The sequence below is a fragment of the Nocardia blacklockiae genome (assembly GCF_015477355.1).
Classification (GTDB): Bacteria; Actinomycetota; Actinomycetes; order Mycobacteriales; family Mycobacteriaceae; genus Nocardia; species Nocardia blacklockiae.
Genome location: NZ_JADLRJ010000001.1, coordinates 1,279,338 through 1,297,016, shown reverse-complemented (window position 1 = coordinate 1,297,016; position 17,679 = coordinate 1,279,338). Strand labels below are relative to the sequence as shown.

At 69.9% G+C, this 17,679-nt stretch carries 18 protein-coding genes; 9 read left to right on the top strand and 9 right to left on the bottom strand.

Annotated elements, in window-relative coordinates:
- Window positions 1–6 precede the first annotated feature (6 nt).
- A complete protein-coding gene (locus tag IU476_RS05650) occupies window positions 7–348 on the bottom strand; it encodes a cupin domain-containing protein (protein ID WP_195097170.1) in 342 nt (113 codons plus the stop codon).
- Between the two features lie 44 nt (window positions 349–392).
- Here IU476_RS05650 and IU476_RS05645 point away from each other — a divergent pair, with 44 nt between their 5' ends.
- Complete coding sequence (locus IU476_RS05645) at window positions 393–1,013, top strand: TetR/AcrR family transcriptional regulator (RefSeq protein WP_195097168.1); 621 nt, start codon at window positions 393–395, stop codon at window positions 1,011–1,013.
- On the opposite strand, the gene IU476_RS05640 is transcribed toward IU476_RS05645, so the two are convergent.
- The 4 genes from IU476_RS05640 to IU476_RS05625 form a co-directional block, all read right to left on the bottom strand.
- On the bottom strand, window positions 973–1,476 hold the full coding sequence (locus IU476_RS05640) for a flavin reductase family protein (RefSeq protein WP_195097166.1): 504 nt from the start codon (window positions 1,474–1,476) through the stop codon (window positions 973–975). The genes IU476_RS05645 and IU476_RS05640 overlap by 41 nt on opposite strands.
- A gap of 50 nt (window positions 1,477–1,526) precedes the next feature.
- Window positions 1,527–2,798 (bottom strand): ATP-grasp domain-containing protein, encoded by a 1,272-nt coding sequence (locus IU476_RS05635; RefSeq protein ID WP_195097164.1) that lies wholly within the window; start codon window positions 2,796–2,798, stop codon window positions 1,527–1,529.
- Entirely contained in the window at window positions 2,788–4,038 is a 1,251-nt protein-coding gene (locus tag IU476_RS36710) for an MFS transporter (protein ID WP_195097162.1), read from the bottom strand. Before IU476_RS36710 ends, IU476_RS05635 begins: the two co-directional genes overlap by 11 nt.
- A 214-nt stretch (window positions 4,039–4,252) precedes the next feature.
- Window positions 4,253–5,224 (bottom strand): AraC-like ligand-binding domain-containing protein, encoded by a 972-nt coding sequence (locus IU476_RS05625; protein WP_195097159.1) that lies wholly within the window; start codon window positions 5,222–5,224, stop codon window positions 4,253–4,255.
- A gap of 284 nt (window positions 5,225–5,508) precedes the next feature.
- Here IU476_RS05625 and IU476_RS05620 point away from each other — a divergent pair, with 284 nt between their 5' ends.
- From IU476_RS05620 to IU476_RS05605, 4 genes are all read left to right on the top strand, one after another.
- Window positions 5,509–6,741 carry an SGNH/GDSL hydrolase family protein gene (locus IU476_RS05620; protein WP_195097158.1) on the top strand — a complete coding sequence of 411 codons (1,233 nt, stop codon included), beginning with the start codon at window positions 5,509–5,511 and terminating at the stop codon, window positions 6,739–6,741.
- Between the two features lie 178 nt (window positions 6,742–6,919).
- Entirely contained in the window at window positions 6,920–7,102 is a 183-nt protein-coding gene (locus IU476_RS05615; protein WP_195097156.1) for a hypothetical protein, read from the top strand.
- 252 nt (window positions 7,103–7,354) lie between these two features.
- Window positions 7,355–7,918: a hypothetical protein gene (locus IU476_RS05610; protein WP_195097154.1), complete on the top strand. Its 564-nt coding sequence runs from the start codon at window positions 7,355–7,357 to the stop codon at window positions 7,916–7,918.
- 71 nt (window positions 7,919–7,989) lie between these two features.
- Window positions 7,990–8,667, top strand: coding sequence for an HAD family hydrolase (locus IU476_RS05605; protein WP_195097152.1), 678 nt, complete (start codon window positions 7,990–7,992; stop codon window positions 8,665–8,667).
- Between the two features lie 24 nt (window positions 8,668–8,691).
- Here the strand turns inward: IU476_RS05605 and IU476_RS05600 are convergent, their stop codons facing one another.
- Window positions 8,692–9,261: a hemerythrin domain-containing protein gene (locus tag IU476_RS05600; RefSeq protein WP_195097150.1), complete on the bottom strand. Its 570-nt coding sequence runs from the start codon at window positions 9,259–9,261 to the stop codon at window positions 8,692–8,694.
- Between the two features lie 158 nt (window positions 9,262–9,419).
- On the opposite strand from IU476_RS05600, the gene secY reads away from it, so the two are divergent.
- Genes secY through IU476_RS05585 form a run of 3 tightly spaced genes read left to right on the top strand, consistent with a single transcriptional unit; the run spans window position 9,420 to window position 12,703 of the window.
- Window positions 9,420–10,724 (top strand): preprotein translocase subunit SecY, encoded by a 1,305-nt coding sequence (gene secY, locus IU476_RS05595; RefSeq protein WP_195097148.1) that lies wholly within the window; start codon window positions 9,420–9,422, stop codon window positions 10,722–10,724.
- Between the two features lie 21 nt (window positions 10,725–10,745).
- Window positions 10,746–11,618, top strand: coding sequence for a LuxR C-terminal-related transcriptional regulator (locus IU476_RS05590; RefSeq protein ID WP_195097146.1), 873 nt, complete (start codon window positions 10,746–10,748; stop codon window positions 11,616–11,618).
- A gap of 35 nt (window positions 11,619–11,653) precedes the next feature.
- A complete protein-coding gene (locus IU476_RS05585; protein WP_195097144.1) occupies window positions 11,654–12,703 on the top strand; it encodes an alpha/beta fold hydrolase in 1,050 nt (349 codons plus the stop codon).
- 41 nt (window positions 12,704–12,744) lie between these two features.
- Here the strand turns inward: IU476_RS05585 and IU476_RS05580 are convergent, their stop codons facing one another.
- The 3 genes from IU476_RS05580 to IU476_RS05570 all read right to left on the bottom strand — a co-directional run bounded on the left by IU476_RS05580 (window position 12,745) and on the right by IU476_RS05570 (window position 16,703).
- A complete protein-coding gene (locus tag IU476_RS05580; RefSeq protein ID WP_195097142.1) occupies window positions 12,745–14,340 on the bottom strand; it encodes an ABC-F family ATP-binding cassette domain-containing protein in 1,596 nt (531 codons plus the stop codon).
- Between the two features lie 279 nt (window positions 14,341–14,619).
- Complete coding sequence (locus IU476_RS05575) at window positions 14,620–15,705, bottom strand: NAD(P)H-dependent amine dehydrogenase family protein (protein WP_195097140.1); 1,086 nt, start codon at window positions 15,703–15,705, stop codon at window positions 14,620–14,622.
- Complete coding sequence (locus IU476_RS05570) at window positions 15,702–16,703, bottom strand: Rieske 2Fe-2S domain-containing protein (RefSeq protein ID WP_195097138.1); 1,002 nt, start codon at window positions 16,701–16,703, stop codon at window positions 15,702–15,704. Before IU476_RS05570 ends, IU476_RS05575 begins: the two co-directional genes overlap by 4 nt.
- A 110-nt stretch (window positions 16,704–16,813) precedes the next feature.
- On the opposite strand from IU476_RS05570, the gene IU476_RS05565 reads away from it, so the two are divergent.
- Window positions 16,814–17,443: a TetR/AcrR family transcriptional regulator gene (locus IU476_RS05565; RefSeq protein WP_195097136.1), complete on the top strand. Its 630-nt coding sequence runs from the start codon at window positions 16,814–16,816 to the stop codon at window positions 17,441–17,443.
- Window positions 17,444–17,679 lie beyond the last annotated feature (236 nt).

The following is a 17,679-nucleotide window of genomic DNA, read 5'->3' as shown; positions in this document are numbered from 1 at the left end:
CGGTGCTCAATGCGTCGTGGGACCGAGGGCCGCGGTGCCCTGCCCGGCAGGCGGTTCCTTGAGCTCGATGAACAGGGCGTGCGTTTCGGTGTCGCCGATGTTCTCGCCCGAGTGCTCCTGCGCGCCCACCCACCGTGCCTCGCCCGCGGCGAGCGTGACCTCGACCTGCTGTCCGCCCGCGCTGATGCGGCGGCGGAACGAGCTCAGCGGGCACAGCACGCTGTCGGGATGGTGGTGCGGCCGCGTCTTGTCGCCCGGTTTGTCCCGATACTCCAGGACGCGAACGCGGTCGTTCTCGAGGATCACCCGGTACAGATCGGGATCGACGACGGTGGGATCGGTGCTCATAGCGGCCTCCGCGAGTTATATGGGACCAAAGTACCATGATGGGCATGGAGGTGCCATATGAGTCGACCGGACGCCGCAATCAGAAGGCCCGCACCCGCACCGCGCTGGTGACAGCCACCCGAGAGCTGTTGGCGCAGGGCACGATTCCGACCGTCGAAGAGGCGGCCCAGGCCGCCGACATCTCCCGGACCACCGCCTACCGCTACTTTCCCAACCAGCGCGCGCTGCTGGCGGCGGTGCGTCCGGAGATCGACCGCGCCGGTCTGCTGCCCGATCCGGCGCCCGCCGATCCGCGCGAGCGCCTCGACCTGGTCATGCGCGAATGCGTGCGGATCACCCGCGAGTGGGAACCGGAACTGCGCACGTCCCTGCGGCTGTCCCTGGAACCCGGTGCGGGTGACCCCTCGCTGCTGCGGCGCGGCCGGGCGATCGGGTGGATCGAAGAGGCTCTCGCGCCATTGCGCGAGTCCCGCCCCGATATCGACGTGCACCGGCTCGCCGTCGTCATCCGCTCGGCCACCGGCATCGAATCGTTCGTCTGGCTCGTCGATGTCGCGGGACTCGACCGCGCCGAGGCCGCCGACACCCTGCGCGACACGGCGCAAGCCTTGCTCGCCGACGCGCTCAGGCGTCGTGACCGGGGCGCAGATCGGCGACGTCGGTGAAGCGGAGCGGATCCGCCGCGCCCGCATCCGCGGCGGCGTCGGGGTCGAGCAGGAACCCGGTGTGGTCGCCGAGGTCGTGTCGTTCGACGATCGCGCCGGTGAACCAGTTCGCGGCGGCGCGCAGGATGGGCAGGCCGTGCGGGCCCTCGTCCCAGTCGCACCGCGCGAACTTGTCGATGTCGTCACCGGTCCGCGTGCCGAACAGCCGCGCCAGCTCCGGATGCCGCCGGTCGGTCAGATGCACCGCGAGATGCGTTGCGCCGGTGGCGATCCGGTGCGTGTGGTTGGCCTTGGACACACAGGCCAGGAACCGGCGGGGCGCGATGCTGCTCTGGGTGGCGAACCCGACCAGGCAGCCCGCGCGCTGCTCCCCGGCACGGGTGGTGACGACGAGCATCGGGTAATCGGCGTGCGCGACGAACGCGTCGAAGCGTTCCGCCGCGGACTCGGAGCTGCTGGACATCTGCCTCCCTCTCGGACGCTACGGCCGGACGCCAGCGTATCGCCGCCGACTCAGACCGGCTGGAAGCAGTCCCCGGCGCGCTTGCGCACGTCGGCGCACCGCAGATCCAGTTCGTCGGCGCTGTCCGCGACGACGAACACCAGGCCGAGCGCGACCGAATCCATCATGGACTTGGTCGCCGGGTACACCCGCCCGGGCTCGGCCGCCATCCGGACCTCCACCACGCCGGGCAACCCCTCGAGCTCGGCCTCCGCCCCGCCGAGGTATCGGGACGGTTGATCGATACTGAGGAGCACGAGCGCGCCGTGGCGCGACAGCCGGTATCCGGGTGCGCGCCGCGCGTCCGGCGCACGCAGCCCGAAAAGCTCTGCGATGTAACCGCATTCGCGATGAATCTGCGAGTCGCCGGTGAGCAGGTGGGTCTGGCGGGGGTGGCCGATGCCGTGCGCGCGGGCCCCGAAGTCGATCAGGCGCGGGCCCAGCGGGCCGCACATGATCTCCATGTGCGCCGGGCCCACGCGCATGCCGAGGGCGTCGAGCACCCGCCGCGCGTACGTGGTCAGCTCCGCGACCACCGGGTCGTCGTGCGCGATCCACCGGCCGCGCTCGTAGACGAAATCGCCTGCGGCCGAGACCCATTTGTCGTAGACGCTGACGCAGAGCAGTTCGTGCCCGGCCGGGGTGGAGAAGGTGTCCACGGCGTACTCGACCCGGGGAGCGGGATACATCTGCTGGATCAGCGCGGCCGAGTCCGCGCCGAACAGCCCCGCGCTGCCGGTGATCGCGGCGACGGCCGCGGCCAGCTGTTCCGGGGTCTCCACCAGCCGGACGTCCACCGAGGCCGCGCCCCGGGCCGGTTTGACCACCAGCTTGCCGCCGCCGCGCAACTCCGAAACCGCTTCCGGCGGAAGGGCATCGCGCCGCGCGTCGACGGTCCGGGTGGTCAGGGTGGGCACCCCGGCGGCCGCCAGCGCCTCGAAGATGTACTGCTTGTCCCACCGCCGCATCGGCAGCGCCGGTTCGTTGCCGGGGCAGCCCGGCAGCGCGGCGCGCAGCCGATCACACAGTTCGACGCCCGGCTCGGAACCCGCGACGACGTAACCCACCGACCGCTCCCGGCACAGCCGGACCAGCGCCTCGAAGGAGCCGCCGAGGTCCGCCTCGAAATTCACCGCGCCGGGCGTGGGCCCGGTGCGGAAACCCGACACCAGCGCGCGGTCGGTATCCAGCAGGATCGTCTCGATCCCGTATTCCGCGAGGCCGGCGGCGTACATTTTTCCCGAACTGACGGGATCCACCACCAAGACCGACTTATCCGACACGACGTCCGTTCCTTTCGACCCCCGCCAGCACCGCTACCGCCCCCGCGACCAACGAGATCTGGGCCACCAGCGCCCAGTACAGCGACAGATCGTGCAGCACCCCGAAGGCGCCGATGCCCGGCCCGACCGCGAACCCGATCGACTGGGCCGCCGACAGATACCCTTGATATCTCGGGTTGTCCGAATGGGTGGCGAGTTTCGCGATCGCCGCGCTCGCCTGCGGAATGAAGATCGCCTCGCCCAGCGAGAACAGCACGAAACCGAAAATGCAGACGGTCCAACTGGTTCCGAATCCGCAGACGGCCAGGCCCGCGCCCGTGACGAAAATTCCGAGCCCGAGCGCGTAATTCCAGCGCAGCCGCGAGGTCAGCAGGCTGAGCGGCAGCTCGAAGGCGATGATGAACAACGCGTTCACCGCGATCAGAATCCCGTACAGCCGCGCGCCGCCCGATATCCGGTCGACCGACAGCGGGATGCCGCTCATGCTCTGGGCGTAGATCGCCATCGCCGTGCCGAATACGACGATCACGGCCCACACGCGCGCCGCGGGGGAGAAGCCGTAGGCGACGGCCGTCCCGGCGATCCCGAATTCCGGCGCGGGTTCCCGGGCGGCCGCGTGTGCCTCGGCGGCGCGCAGCCGGGCGCGCTCACCGAGCAGCAGCGCCGAGGTCAGCAGCGAACCGAGCGCGGACAGGAAGAACAGCACCGGGAAATTGTTCTCGCCGACCAGCGCGACCAGGATCGGCGCGACCGTGACGCCGCTGCTGAGGAAGATCCGGTGGAAGGCGACCACCGTCACGGTGCTGCCCCGATAGGCCGAACCGGTGACCAGGGCCGCCGCCGGACCCGCGAACGACTGCGTCACCGCCACGCTCAGCGAGGCCAGCACGATCGCCCAGATCGGTTGCGCCGACATCACTCCCAGCGCCGACAGCAGCGGCACGTTCAGCACGGATCCGGCGATCAGCACGTCCGTCGAGCCGAACCGGGCGGCGCACCACCCGCCGGCCAGCGAGCCGAGGACGCCCGCGAACCCGGCCGCGAACAAGGCCAGCGACAGCGCGGACGCGCTCAATCCGATCGATCGGTAGAACACCGTGGCGAACAGCGCGAGAAATCCCACCGATCGGCTGAGAAATGTCGTGACGGAAACGATCCACACTTCCGCGGGAAATGCCGCGAGCGGGCGCCGGAAATCCGGTCCGGTCGTCGCGCCGTTCGTGGCGAGAGCTTCGCGCACCTTGATCCTCCTCGCGATCCACCGTGGTACGCCGCCATATCGGTGGGCACTGCGGACGGTAGTCGCCGGTGCGCGGCGCCAGTTGCGCGTACGCGCACCGAACTTGCTCGCACGCGCAGAGTTCCGCGGCTGTGCCGCGCCGGTGTCCCCGGCCGAGGGAAGCTCGACATGCCCGGCGCCGCAGTGGTTTTCGTGGCGTTAACCGAAGGTGTCGTCAGCGTTCACCGGTCGGCAACGCCGCGTGGCGGGCGTCGCGCGGTGTAACGCCGAAGCGCTGCCGGAACAGCGTGCTGAACGCGCTCGCCGAACCGAATCCCAGCCCGGACGCGATCGAGGCGATGCTCCGGTGCCGCAGCGCCGGATCGCGCATGCGGATGTTCGCCAGGTGCAGGCGCTCCTCGCGGATCAACTCCCGCGGCGTGGTGCCCGAACGCCGCAGGGCGAGCTGGATCTGGCGGACCGACCAGCCGAGCGCGCGGGCGATGGTGGCGCCGGAGAGGTCGGGATCGGTGGCGTGCGCGCGGACGTAGCGGCGGATCGCCAGGTCCAGCTTGTCGAGCTGATCGGCGGCGGCCGACTGCCGGGCCTGGGCGTGCATGCAGAGCAGGTCCACGATGTGCGCGGCAGCGGTGTCGAACTGGTAGCCGTCGAGCGCGTCGCTCTCGTCGAGCAGGCCGGTGAGCATGGTGCTCACGACGCGGCCCAGCCCGGACGACAGATCGATCGGGCGCGCCGTCAGCGAATCCGCCACGTCGAGGCGGTGCGCGATCTCGTGTCGCGGAATCGTCATCAGCACACCGCGACTGCCCTGCCCGAGCTGGAAACCGAACGGCTCGTCGAGGGTCACCAGGCAGCCCGAGCCGCTCGGCAGCTGCGCCCTGCCTTCGTCGTCCCACAGCTCGGTGCGCCCGGCGAAGGTGAGCAGCAGCCGGAAGTCGTCGTCGCTGTCGGCGCGGACGTGCCTGGGCGTCCGGACGTAGCCGACGCCGTCGGACTTCCAGCCCACCAGCTGGTACTTGCCGGTGCGGCACAGCTTCGTGCGGCCGTGGAAATCGCTGCCGCCGGGAAACTCGAAGGACATCCGCCGGTGATACGACGTGATGAGCTCCGCCCAGTACTCGGCGCGTTCGCCCGCTTCGACGCTGTGGGTCGTCGACGTCTCGACCGTCAGGTCAGGCTGGTCCACCGGTGTTCACTCCTGCTCGAACCGACAACACCCCGAATGATCGTCGGCGCGGTGTGTCGCCGTAAAGTAGCCAGGTTCGTGAAACAGATCACGCCCGGACGCGAAATATTTCCGCTCCCAACCGAATTGCGCGTACCGCCGCCGGCACCCGAGTAGCATTCGCATCGACCGGCGGCTCTCGGTTGACCAGATCTCATCGCGGAGTCCGGACCGCTCTCTCGCCGTCGATCTTCTCTGTTTACCTCGTGCACGGCCGACGCGGCCGCGCATTCATGGAGCATGTCATGACACAGCCACGGACCGTTTCCCTGCGCAATCTGATCGTTCTCGGCGACAGCCTCTCCGATATCGGGATCATGGACAAGACCTATCTCGGGATGCTGGCCAAGACCGCGGGGGCGATGACCACCAATGAGACCGGTCGCTACAGCGACGGCAAGAATTGGACCGATTACCTCTACGAGTGGGTCGGCTCGGACAAACTGGTCGCTCTGGACGCCGCGAAGACGCGGGAGAATTCCGCGAAATTCCAGTCCCTCACGGAGAAATCGCTGATTCCGCTGTCCAACGCGGTGCAGGACGGTCCGCTGGTGTGCTACGCGAATCTGGCCAAGGGTGGTGCCGTGGCCGCCTCGGACAAGCTCGCCAAGGGCGGGACGCTGCAGTATCTCAGCGCGCAGTGCGATCAATACCTCGAGCAGCGCAAGAAACTCGGCACCAAGTTCGCCGGCGATACGCTGCACATCATCTGGATCGGCCTCAACGACATCGTCACCTGCAACCGCGCGGACACCGCCGACGGCCTGGAACGGGTCTACGACAAGGCGCCCGCGGATGTGGCGACGCTGGAGCCGCTCTACAAGAAGCTGCCCGCGGACGACGAGACGCCGCTGCTGGCCGAGCACGACCCGGAATACATTCTCGGCAAGGCGATCTCGGGGTCGACCAAGGGCGAGGGCGTGCTGCCGATGGTGTTCGACATCGTCAAGGTGTGCAATCGCATCGTCGCCGCGTTCCCGGACGACAATCACAAGCAGCACTTCATGTTCCTGAGCCTGCCCGACCCGAATATCGCGCCGCGGATCGTGGCCATGAAGGCGGCGGGCCAGCTGGCCCTGGTGAAGCAGTACGTGGACCTCACGAACCGGTTCAACAAGCTGTTGCGCAGCGTGGCCCTGGCCGGCTGGCAGGAGACCGATTCCGGTGTGCTGCCGGGGAACATCACCTTCGTCCCGATCTACGACCGGCTGCGCTACATCGCCACGCACCCGCTGGACTTCGGGCTGCGCTCGAAGCCCCAGCTCGATGTGCTGACCGTGAAATACGGCGGCTCCAGCGAGGACACCCAGGAGATGTCCGAGGCCCGCAACTTCTTCACCACCACCGACGCGGCGCACCCGACCGAGGCGGTGTACCGCCTCATCGCCCTGGAGATCGCCGACACCCTGATCGCCAAGGGCTACGCCCTCGGCCGGCTCAACCCCGCGCGGTGGCCGAAAGATCGGCAATACGTCTAGCTCCCGCTGTATGCCGCCGCCGCGCGACGGGTCCGGGAGGAGTACGGGAGGCGACCGGAAGTACGACTTCGGGCGCACGCCGATCATCCCGCGGAGCGATGAATTCGGCCTCCCGGTGGCACACACTGGGCCGACAGGACGCGCCGCGCGTGCGGGGCGGCGATCGGAGGAGGTCACGATGGGATTGTTCGAGGGTGCGCGCAGGCGCCGAGCGGACCGGATCGAGCAGGCCAGGGCCGCCGCCTACGAAGCGGCGATCGAGGGCGGCGCCTCGGCGGAGGAGGCCGCCGCGGCGGCCGAGGAGGCGGAGCGCCGCGTGGTCCGCCGCCGTCGCCTCCTGATGTCCGGCGGACACGGCTGAGAAACCGTCAGGAGCCGCGCGTCGAACATCATCTCGACATGCGCGAACAGAGGGTAAGGGCGGAGATCATCCTGGCCGGGTGAGGCCGCGGGTGTCGCGTCGAGTGCAGACTGCTGTTCCGGTACCGCGTTGTCCCGCCGTTTCGGGGTAGCCGAGAAACCCCGGGCGAAGGTGGTCGCCCGCGCCGTTCCGCTGTCACGGCGTCGTGCCGGAACCCGGGCGGTGTACTCGAGTGAGCATCCGGAGGCCGCTATGACCATGGTTCTGCCCGCCGAATCCCGACCCGCGGCTCACCCCGGCGTTTCGTGTCGCCACCTGCGGTTGCTGGCCGCCATCGACAGACCCGCGGTGTGGGACGCCAGAATCGCCCGGTTGCTGGCGGCCGGGCGGCGGCGCTGGCACGGCCGCACCGACTTCGACGCCTGTCCGTCGCTGCGACAGTGGGACGAGGCCGGGCAGCCGCCCACCCCGTTGGGGCACCCCACCCTGTTCGACGCGCTGGCGGCGGCCGCGGCGGGGGAGACCACGCCGGGGGAGAATCCGCGCACCGAACTCGCCACCGCGATCATGCTGCTGGCCGGGTGCCCGGCCGTCGTCACCGCGCTCGGTCCCGCGCCGGTATTCACGAAACCGCACGCCTTGGCGGTCTCCCTGTTCGTGCTGCCCGCCGACGACCTCGATCTCGCCCGGGATCTCGTCCAGGTCGCGGTCGACGCCGCGGGCACGATCGTGTTCCGCTCCGACACCACCGTGACCCTGCCCCGCCCCGGGGACCACGGTTACAGCCCCCGGCCCCTGCGCGCCGCCGCCTCGTGAGGTTGGGCGAACGGCGTTCCGGGTAGTGCACCGACAGGCCGGTGCGGTGCCGGCCCCGAGCCGAGGAGGCCGTGGTGGCCGATCCCGTAGCGGTGCTGTTCGACGTGGACGGCACCCTCGTCGACTCCAACTATCTGCACGCCCGGGCCTGGCACCGGGCGCTGCGCGAGGCGGGCGCGGTGGTGCCGACCTGGCGCATCCACCGCGCCATCGGCATGGACGGCGGCACGCTGCTGGAGACCCTGGCCCCCGATCTGGACGACGCCGCCCGCGACCACGCCGACGAACTGCACTCCCGCTACTACCAGGACAGCGCCGGCGAGCTGACCCTGCTGCCCGGCGCCCGGGAGATCCTGGCGGACCTGCACGCCCGCGGCCTGCGCGTGCTCTTGGCCACCTCCGCGCCCCCGCCGGAGCTGGCACTGCTGCGCGAGCTGCTGGACAGCGAATCGGTGCTCTACGCGGTGACCGGCGGCGAGGACGTCGAGCAGGCGAAACCCGATCCGGCCATCGTGCGGGTGGCGCTCGACCGGGCCGGTGTGCCGCCGCGGCGCGCGGTCTTCATCGGCGACACCGTGTGGGACGCGCGGGCCTGCGCGGCCGTGGACGTCCCGGCGGTCGGGGTGCTCAGCGGCGGCATCTCGCGCGCCGAACTCGCGGCCGAGGGCGCGGAATTCGTCTGCGACGACGTCGCGCACCTGCTGCGCGAGATCGATGCCAGCCCGGTCGCCCGGCTGCTGCGAAACTAGCCGCGCCGCAACGGTTTCGGCGGATCAGCCGCGCTTCAGCGGCCCGATGCTGAGCGAACCCGCGGGCCCGGTCCGCAGTCCCTGTTCGGCCGCGCGGACGTACCCGGCGGGATCCTTGTCGACGGGCCGCACACCGGCGTAGTGCCGCGCCTCGTAGGCGGCGAAGGCGACGGCCAGCTGGTGGCGGCGCGACAGTCCGGCCAGGCGGCGGAAGTCGGTCAGGCCTTCGCGTTCCTCCTCGGCCATGTGGTCGCCGTTGGCCCGGTTGGCCGCCGCCACCGCGGCGAACCAGTCGTCGCTGCCGACCTGGTGCCGGGCCACCTCGGCGACGGCGTCCCGGATCTCGTTGTGGTCGTCGATGGCGTCGAGGGTCTCGGCCTCCACGCCGGACGCGCGCCGGGCCGCGACGCCCAGCTGCAGCAGCACGGGATAGAAGATCTCCTCCTCGGCCTGCGCGTGCAGTTCGAGGAAACTCGCCAGCCTGTCCCAGATCGCGGACAGCTCCCGGGTCTGGGTTCTGTCGATCTGCTCGAGGATCGCGAACAGCCGCCGCTGCTCGTGATGGTCGTCGAGGATCAGCTGGGTGATGTCCACGGTGCCTCCCTGATGTCCGGATCGGCCCTGCACTGCGTCCTGTGTTGGATGGTATGCCCCTCGGTCGGGGGAGGGCGAAGTCCGCCTCGCGGGCGACGCCGGGCGTGGCGGATCTCCGTACCGTCGGGTTCTCCACCACCCGCTTCCCAGGAGGACCTGTGCTTTCGGCCCCGGTATCGGCCTTGCGTACCCCGGACCTACGGCGGCAGATCCTCCTGACGCTGGGCCTGCTCGCGGTGTACCGCCTCGGTGCGGCGCTGCCCTCGCCGGGGGTCGACTACCGGGCGATCCACGCCTGCGCGCAGCAGGCCGCCGGCGGCGACGCCGGGATCTACCAGCTGATCAACCTGTTCTCCGGCGGCGCGATGCTGCAGCTGTCGGTGTTCGCCGTGGGCATCGTGCCCTACATCACCGCGAGCGTCATCGCCCAGCTGCTCACGGTGGTGGTCCCGCGCTTCGAGGAGTTGCGCAAGCAGGGGTCGTCCGGCCAGGCCACGCTCACCCAGTACACCCGATACCTGTCGGTCGCGCTGGCGGTCCTGCACGCCACCGGACTGGTCGCGCTCGCGGCCCGCGGGCAGCTGCTGCACTGCGCGGAGCCGATCCTCGCGGACGCGAGCGTTTTCGGCATGATCATCGTCGTGCTGGTGATGACCGCCGGTGCGGCGCTGGTGATGTGGTTCGGCGAGCAGATCACCGAGCGGGGCGTCGGCAACGGCATGTCGCTGCTGATCTTCGCCGGTATCGCGGCCCGTATTCCGGGTGAGGGCAAGGCGATCCTGGACAGCAGGGGCGGGCTGATCTTCGGCCTGGTGTGTGTCGGCGCGTTCCTGGTGATCGTGGCGGTGATCTTCGTCGAGCAGGGGCAGCGCCGCATTCCGGTGCAGTACGCCAAGCGCGTGGTGGGCCGCAAGATGTACGGCGGGTCCTCGACGTATCTGCCGTTGAAGGTCAACCAGGCGGGCGTGATCCCGGTGATCTTCGCGTCCTCGCTGCTCTACCTGCCGAACCTGGTTTCCCAACTGACACAGCACGATTCGGGCCGATGGCAGGCGATGATCCAGCGCTATCTCGCCGACGTGAGCAGCCCGGTCTACCTGAGTGTCTACTTCGCGCTCATCGTGTTCTTCACCTACTTCTACGTCGCGATCACCTTCGACCCGCGGGAACGCGCGGAGGAGATGCGAGCGTTCGGCGGCTTCCTCCCCGGTTACCGCCCCGGCCGGCCGACCGCCGATCACCTGAGCTACGTGCTCGGCCGGATCACCCTGCCCGGTTCGATCTATCTCGGCGCGGTGGCGGTGCTGCCGAACCTGTTGCTGAGCACCGGATCCGGTGGTGCGGGGCGGAATCTGCTGTTCGCCGGCAGCTCGGCGCTGATCGTGGTGAGCGTCGGGCTGGATACGATCAAGCAGATCGAGAGCCGGTTGATGAGCAGGAGCTACACGGGCTTCCTGCGCTGAGCCGGAGACAGTCGGAGCACCATGAACACTTCCTCGCGCCGCTTCCTGGCCCGCGCGGCGTCGTCGCTGGCGCTCGCGCTGACCGCCAGCGTGCTGTCCGCGGGCTGCGCGCACGCCGAGACCCCGATCTCCGCCGACACCGCGGTGGGGCAGCGCGACGGAGAGGCCGCCGGTGCTGCGGAAGTCGCTCGGCCCGCGCCGATCTCGGTGCTGGCGGTCGGCGACCACGCCGTCTTCCGGTCCGGCCTGCGGGCGGTCGTGGAGAGCCGCCCGGATCTGCGGTACCTCGCGGACACCGCCGACGCGGCCGCCGTACCCGCCGACATCCGGCGCCTGCGGCCCGATGTCGCCCTCGTGGACCTCGATTCCGCCGGGCTCGACCGGGTGCTCGCGGCCGAGCCCGAGCAGACCTTCGGCAGCACGCGCATCCTGACCTTCACCGACCACGCCACCGACGAGAACGTCTATCGCGCAGTGCGTCTCGGCGCCAGCGGATTCCTCACCAAGGACCTGGGCGCCGAGCAGCTGGTCTCCGCGATCCGCCGGACCGCGCGCGAGGACGCCCTGATCGACCCGCGCCTCACCCGCCGCCTGGTCACCCGCCTGGCCGACGGACCCGACCCCTTCCCGCAGGCGCCCGCCGCCGCCTCGCTCACCGCCCGCGAACACGAGGTGCTGCTCCTGATCGCCGCCGCCCACACCAATCCCGAGATCGCCGCCCTGCTCGACATCGGCGAGCAGACCGTCAAATCCCATGTCTCCCACATCCTCGCGAAGCTCGGCGTGCGCGACCGCGTGCACGCGGCGGTCTACGCCCACACCCGCCGCCTGGTGCGCGCCCCGGCACTCACCGGCCCGGCCGCGGGGCCTACCGTCAGCGGTGACGAGGTGTGAACCGGCCTCGGACCGGTCTTTTCGCAGGAGTGCAGATGGTTATCAGCAGACGACTATTCGGCGGGGCGCTCGCGGCGGGTGCGGCGGGTCTGACCGCGGCTTCCCTGACCGCGTGCTCCTCGGAGGGCACGGGCACCCGCGCCACCACCGCGCCCGCCACTGCGGACCTGCGCGCCGGGTCGGGTGCGATCACCACGCTGCCGCCGGTCCAGCGGGTCGAGGCCGGTGTGCTCGACGTCGCGTATGTCGAATTCGGTCCCGCCACCGGGCAACCGGTCATCCTGCTGCACGGCTGGCCCTACGACGCCTACAGCTACGCCGACGTCGGGCCGCTGCTGGCCGAGGCCGGCTACCGGGTGCTCGTTCCGTACCTGCGCGGTTACGGCCCGACCACCTTCCTGTCCGCGCAGACGCCGCGCAACGGCCAGCAGTCGGCGATCGCCCGCGACATCGTCGACTTCATGGACGCGCTGCACATCGACAAGGCCGTGCTCGGCGGCTTCGACTGGGGTGCGCGCACGGTCGACATCATCGCCGCGCTGTGGCCGCAGCGCTGCAAGGCGATCGTCTCGGTGAGCGGATACCTGGTCACCCAGCAGGCGGCCCAGCAGCAGCCGCTGTCCCCGGAGGCCGAACTCGGCTGGTGGTACCAGTACTATTTCGCCACCGAACGCGGCCGTCTCGGCTACGCCCGCAACCGCCACGACTTCAACAAGCTGATCTGGCGGCGCGCCTCCCCGCAGTGGAATTTCGACGACGCCACCTACGACCGCAGCGCCGCCGCCTTCGACAACCCCGACCACGTCGACATCGTCATCAGCAACTACCGGTGGCGGCTGAGCCTTGCCCCCGGCGAGCCGCGCTACGACGCGTACGAACAGCAACTCGCCACCGGACCGGCGATCACCGTGCCCGCTCTCACGATCAGCAGCGACTTCGACGGCGCGGCCAAGGACGGCAAGGGCTACCGCGACAAGTTCACCGGCAGGTACGAGCACCGGGTCCTCGACGGTATCGGGCACAACGTCCCCCAGGAGGCCCCGCACCCGTTCGCCCGGGCGATCATCGACGCCGACCACTTCTGAGGTGCCCGGCCCGGCACCGGCCGGGCCGGACACCCCTCGCGCTACAGCGAATCGCGTTGCCGCAGGCGGCCTTCCGTGTCGAGTTCGAGCACCGTGTCGATGCCGAGCCGGCGCAGGAACGGGTAGTCGTGGCTGACCACCAGCACCGCGCCGCGGTAATCAGCCAGGGCGTCCACGAGTTGGTCGACGCTGGCGATGTCGAGGTTGTTGGTCGGCTCGTCGAGGATCAGCAGCTGTGCCGGGGGATCGGCGAGGAGCAGGCGCGCCAGCGATACCCGGAACCGTTCGCCGCCGGACAGTGTCGACACCGGTCGTTCGGCGGCGTTGCCGCGCAACAGCATCCGGCCGAGTTGATTGCGGATGGTCGCGGGCGCGGTGGCGGTGGCGACCGCCTGGATGTTCTCGACCGCGCCCGCCGCCTCGTCCAGCCCGTCCAGGCGCTGCGGCAGGTAACCCACCCGATCGGTCTGCAGGACGGCGCGTTCGGGGCGGCGGCCGTGCAGCAGGTCTTCCAGCAGTGTCGATTTCCCCGCGCCGTTGCGGCCGACCAGCGCGACCCGCTCGGGGCCCTGGATCACGAAGGTGCGTTCGCCGTCGCGCAGTTCGGCGATGCGGCGGGTGCGCGGCACGTCCGGGTCGGGCAGGTCCAGGCGGATGTGCTCCTCGCGCCGGACGCGCGCCGCGGCCGAGTCCAGAACCTCTTGTGCCGCGCGCACTTTCGCGTCGAGCGTGGTGCGCAGCGCCCCGGCCGAGGCCTGCGCCCGGCTCGCGCGGTTGCCCGCGAGGATGCGCGGGATGCCGCCGTGCTGCTGGGTGGCCTTGCCGGTGCGCTCGCGCCGGGCGAGTTTGGTCTCGGCCTCGACGCGCTGGCGCTTCTCGACTTTGAGCGCCTGCTCGGCGGAGCGCGCGGCCTGCGCGGCGGCGGCCTGCTCCTGCTCGACGTGCTCCCGCCAGGCGCTGTACGGTCCACCGAATACCTCGAGCGTGGCGCCGTGCAGTTCGGCGGTCGCGTCCATGTGGTCGAGCAGTTCGAGATCGTGGCTGACCACCACCAGGGCGCCGGGCCAGGTGTCGACGAAACCGGCCAGCCGCGAACGGGTTTCGCGGTCGAGGTTGTTGGTGGGCTCGTCGAGCAGCGTGATGGGCGTGCGCCGGATCCGCAGACCTGTGATCGCCACCAGCACCGCCTCGCCGCCGGAGATCTCCCCGACCCGGCGGTCCAGATCGGCCGCGCTGAAGCCGATGTCGTGCAGCGCCTCGTCGGCGCGGGCCTCGATGTCCCAGTCGTCGCCGATCGTCTCGAAATGCGTGTCGTCGGTTCGCCCGGCCTCGATGGCGCGCAGTGCGGCGAGTTCGTCCGCGATGCCGAGCAATCGCGCGAGGGTGTCGTCACGGTGGAGGGTGAGGGTCTGCGGGAGGTAACCCACGTCGCCGGTGCGCTCGATGCGCCCGGCCGTGGGCGTCAGGATTCCGGCGATCAGGCGCAGCAGCGTGGATTTCCCGGCGCCGTTGCGGCCCACCAGGCCGGTTCGCCCGGTGCCGAGGGTGCCGTTCAGCCCGTCGAGCGCGACGGTGCCGTCGGGCCATTCGAAGGACAGATTCCGTAGCGTGACAGCCGAATGCGGGGATGTGGACATGGATGGTCGACTCTTCCTGCTCGTGTGCGAGCGGCCGCGAAGGAACGCGCCGACGGCCGAACGGCCACGGGCGCGCGGGAACTTGCGGGGGAGCGGTCGAAGATCGCGGGGTGCCGAGCGGGGAATGCCCACAGGCACAGCGGTACTACAGCCGATTCACACGGGCTGAGAACCCGGACCCGGGAGATGTGCGAGGAACGCCGCCTTCGACCGGGCGGCTAGAGTCTGTCGACCTCGATGAGCACCCGACCACCCTAGCACCCGGTCCGCAGGCGCGGCTCAGCGGGCGAAGCGTCCGGCGAAGGCGCGCAGCGGCAGGTCCGCGCTGGTGACGATGCCGGGCGGCGCGGCGACGACGGACTTGATCGCGTTGAGCGCGGGCAGCCCGGTGACCGTCATGCCGATGCTGGCGAAGTTCGCGGGATCGGACAGGTCGAAGCCCTTGCGGGGGAAGATCATGTGCTTGCTGTAGATGCTCGGATCGCCGGTCACCTGGGTGATGTAGCAGCCCTTGATGTTCCACGCCGGGTCGGTGTGCGGCGTCATCTGCCACTCCAGGTGGGTTTCGACGCGGGGCACGCCGTCGACCATGCCCTGGTACTTGATGTAGTTGGCGCCCAGCGAGCCCTTGGGCATGAAGTACCAGCCGAGGTCGACGTCCTCGGTGCAGGCGCCGAGTTCGTAGCCGAATGTCACCTCGTCGAGCGCCAGGCCGAAGGCGTCGGCCATGAGGTACACCGAGTCGGCGAAGACGGCGGTGTACTTGTACAGCGAGTCCGGGATGGTCGGGTCGTCGATCGGGCGCCCGTAGCCCACGGCCTGCCAGGTGTCGACCGAATGGTGACACGACACGTCGACCGACTCGGTGACGGTGATGTTCTCGATCTCGGCCACGTCGGCGGTGTGCACGATGCCCAGGATCTGGCACAGGCCCGGATTCATGCCGGTGCCGTAGAAGGTGGCCTGCCCGCGCTCGCACGCGGCGGCGATGACCTCGCTGACCTTGCGGCCCGAGGGATGCGCGTGGTTGCGGTCGCGGTGGTAGCCGGTGATCCAGTCGGCCGTGGTCACCACGTCGATGCCCGCCTCCAGCACCCGCTCGTACAGGTCCTCGTCGGGGAACACCCCGTGGAAGGTGAGTACGTCGGGCCGGGCGGCGAGGATCTCCTCGACCGAGCCGGTGGCGCGCACCCCGATCGGGCCGATACCGACGATCTCCCCGGCGTCGCGGCCGACCTTGTCCGGCGTGTAGCAGTGCAGCCCGACCAGTTCGAGATCCGGGTGGTTGCGGATGCGGCCGATCATCTCGGTGCCGAGATTGCCGGTGGCGACCTGGAATACGCGGATCCTGCCGGTGGTGCTCATGGCCGAGCCTCTCTGTGCTGGTCGGGGTAGAACTGCACGGCCCACGCGCGCAGCGCCTGGAAACCCTGGAACTCCTTGCGCGACAACGCCGGTGGGTCGGAGTAGCGCTGATGGGCCCAGATGTGGATGTCGGCCTCGAACTGTTCGATGACGAACCGGGCCATCGTCCGGCCGTAGTCGGTGATCTCCGGGCCGTCCTCGCCGGGCCTGCGGCCGATCCACACGGTGAAGCGGACGTCGGAGGTGTACTCGTCGACCGGGGTCACCGCGGGCATGGTGCGGTTGTCGACCATGCCCCAGCTCTTGGTGATCGAGCAGCCCAGCCCGGCGTTGATCGACTCGACCCCGCTGTTCACCTCGTCGGCGGCGACGCCTTCGTCGAAGGCGATGGTGAAATCGACGTAGGAGACCGGGCCGGAGAAGTCGTGGCGGGTGAACTCGGGCACGAACGGCGTCTTGTGCACGTACTTGAAATGCGCGAAGTCGACGCCGTTCTCCATGACGTACTGCGGATGCAGTTCCAGCCCCGGCCGATACAGCGTCGCCGCGGGCACCGGCGGGTAGTAGTCGGCGGCGGTCCGGTCGTCGCCGAACGCGGCGAAGATGTCGGGCACCTCGAAATGCGGTGGGCGGCCGTCGACGTCGAACCAGATCCAGACCGCCTCGTTGCGTTCCACCACGGGATAGCTGCGGATGCGGCGGCCCTTGTTGGGATGGTTCTCGTAGGGGACGCAGACGTTGCGGCCCGCGCCGTTCCACTCCCAGCCGTGGAAGGGGCACACCAGGTTCTCGCCCTCGACGTGCCCGCCGTACCCGAGGTGCGCGCCGAGATGTTCGCAGTAGGCGTCGAACACGGCGAGCCGACCGGACGCCGAGCGCCACGCCACCAGCTCGCGCCCGAAGTACTTCATCCGGTGCACCGCGCCGGCCGCGATCTCGCCGCACCACGCCACCTGGAACCAGCCGGTCGGCCGCATCGACAGCGGTGGTTTGGCCATCTCAATCCTCCAGACTCGGCGGGGCGATTTGAGGATAGAACCCTCTATGAAAGATTACAAGAGACTTCTGTGAAAACAGACGGCGCAGGTCAGGCGCTACAATTCGATCCGTGACGGACGTGGCGGCGAGTGGGCGACGCGCGAACAGGCGCGGCATCGAATCGCGGGAGAGCATGCTCGAGGCGGCCATCGCGTCCCTCGCCACCGGCGATCCGGCGGCGGTCTCGGGCAATCGCATCGCCCGCGACATCGGCGCGACGTGGGGCGTCATCAAGTATCAGTTCGGCGATATCGACGGCCTGTGGGCGGCGGTGCTGCGCCACACCGCCGACAAACGCGGCGACCTGCCCGCCGGGCTCGAACCCGGCGGCACGCTGCGCGAACGGGTCGCCGCGCTGATCACCGCGATGGCGCACGGCCTGCGCCGCCCCGAATCGCTCGCCATCGAGACCCTGCGCGCCGCGCTGCCGCGCGACCACGCCGAACTCGAGCGCGACTACCCGCGCACCGCCGCGGAGCTGGCCTCCTGGAAACCCAACTGGGACAAGGCCTGTCAGCGCGCCTTCGCCGACCTGAAGCTGGATCCGGTCCGGGTGCGCAAGGTCGCTGCGCTGATTCCGGCGGCGATGCGCGGCATCACCTCCGAGCGCACGCTCGGCACCTACGGCGATCTCGACGACGCCCTGGAGGCGCTCGTCGAGGGGATCGTCGCGTATCTCGAGGCCTCGGCGCGGAGCTGAACACGCCGGGCGCGAGCGGTTTTCGCCGCGGGCTGCCTGTCGGTAGCCGGTAATCTGCGGCGCGTCGCTATTGTCCGGTTTACGAAAAATCGTCAGCGTCCTGACGGCTCGAAACAAGCTGTCGCCACACGAGATTGGTCGTCCTGTGCCGGGACCGCTACTCGGAAGCGTACTCCCGGAAGGCCATAACGCCCCAGATCCGAACGCGTACCGCGCGTCGAGCTGAGCGATTTCGC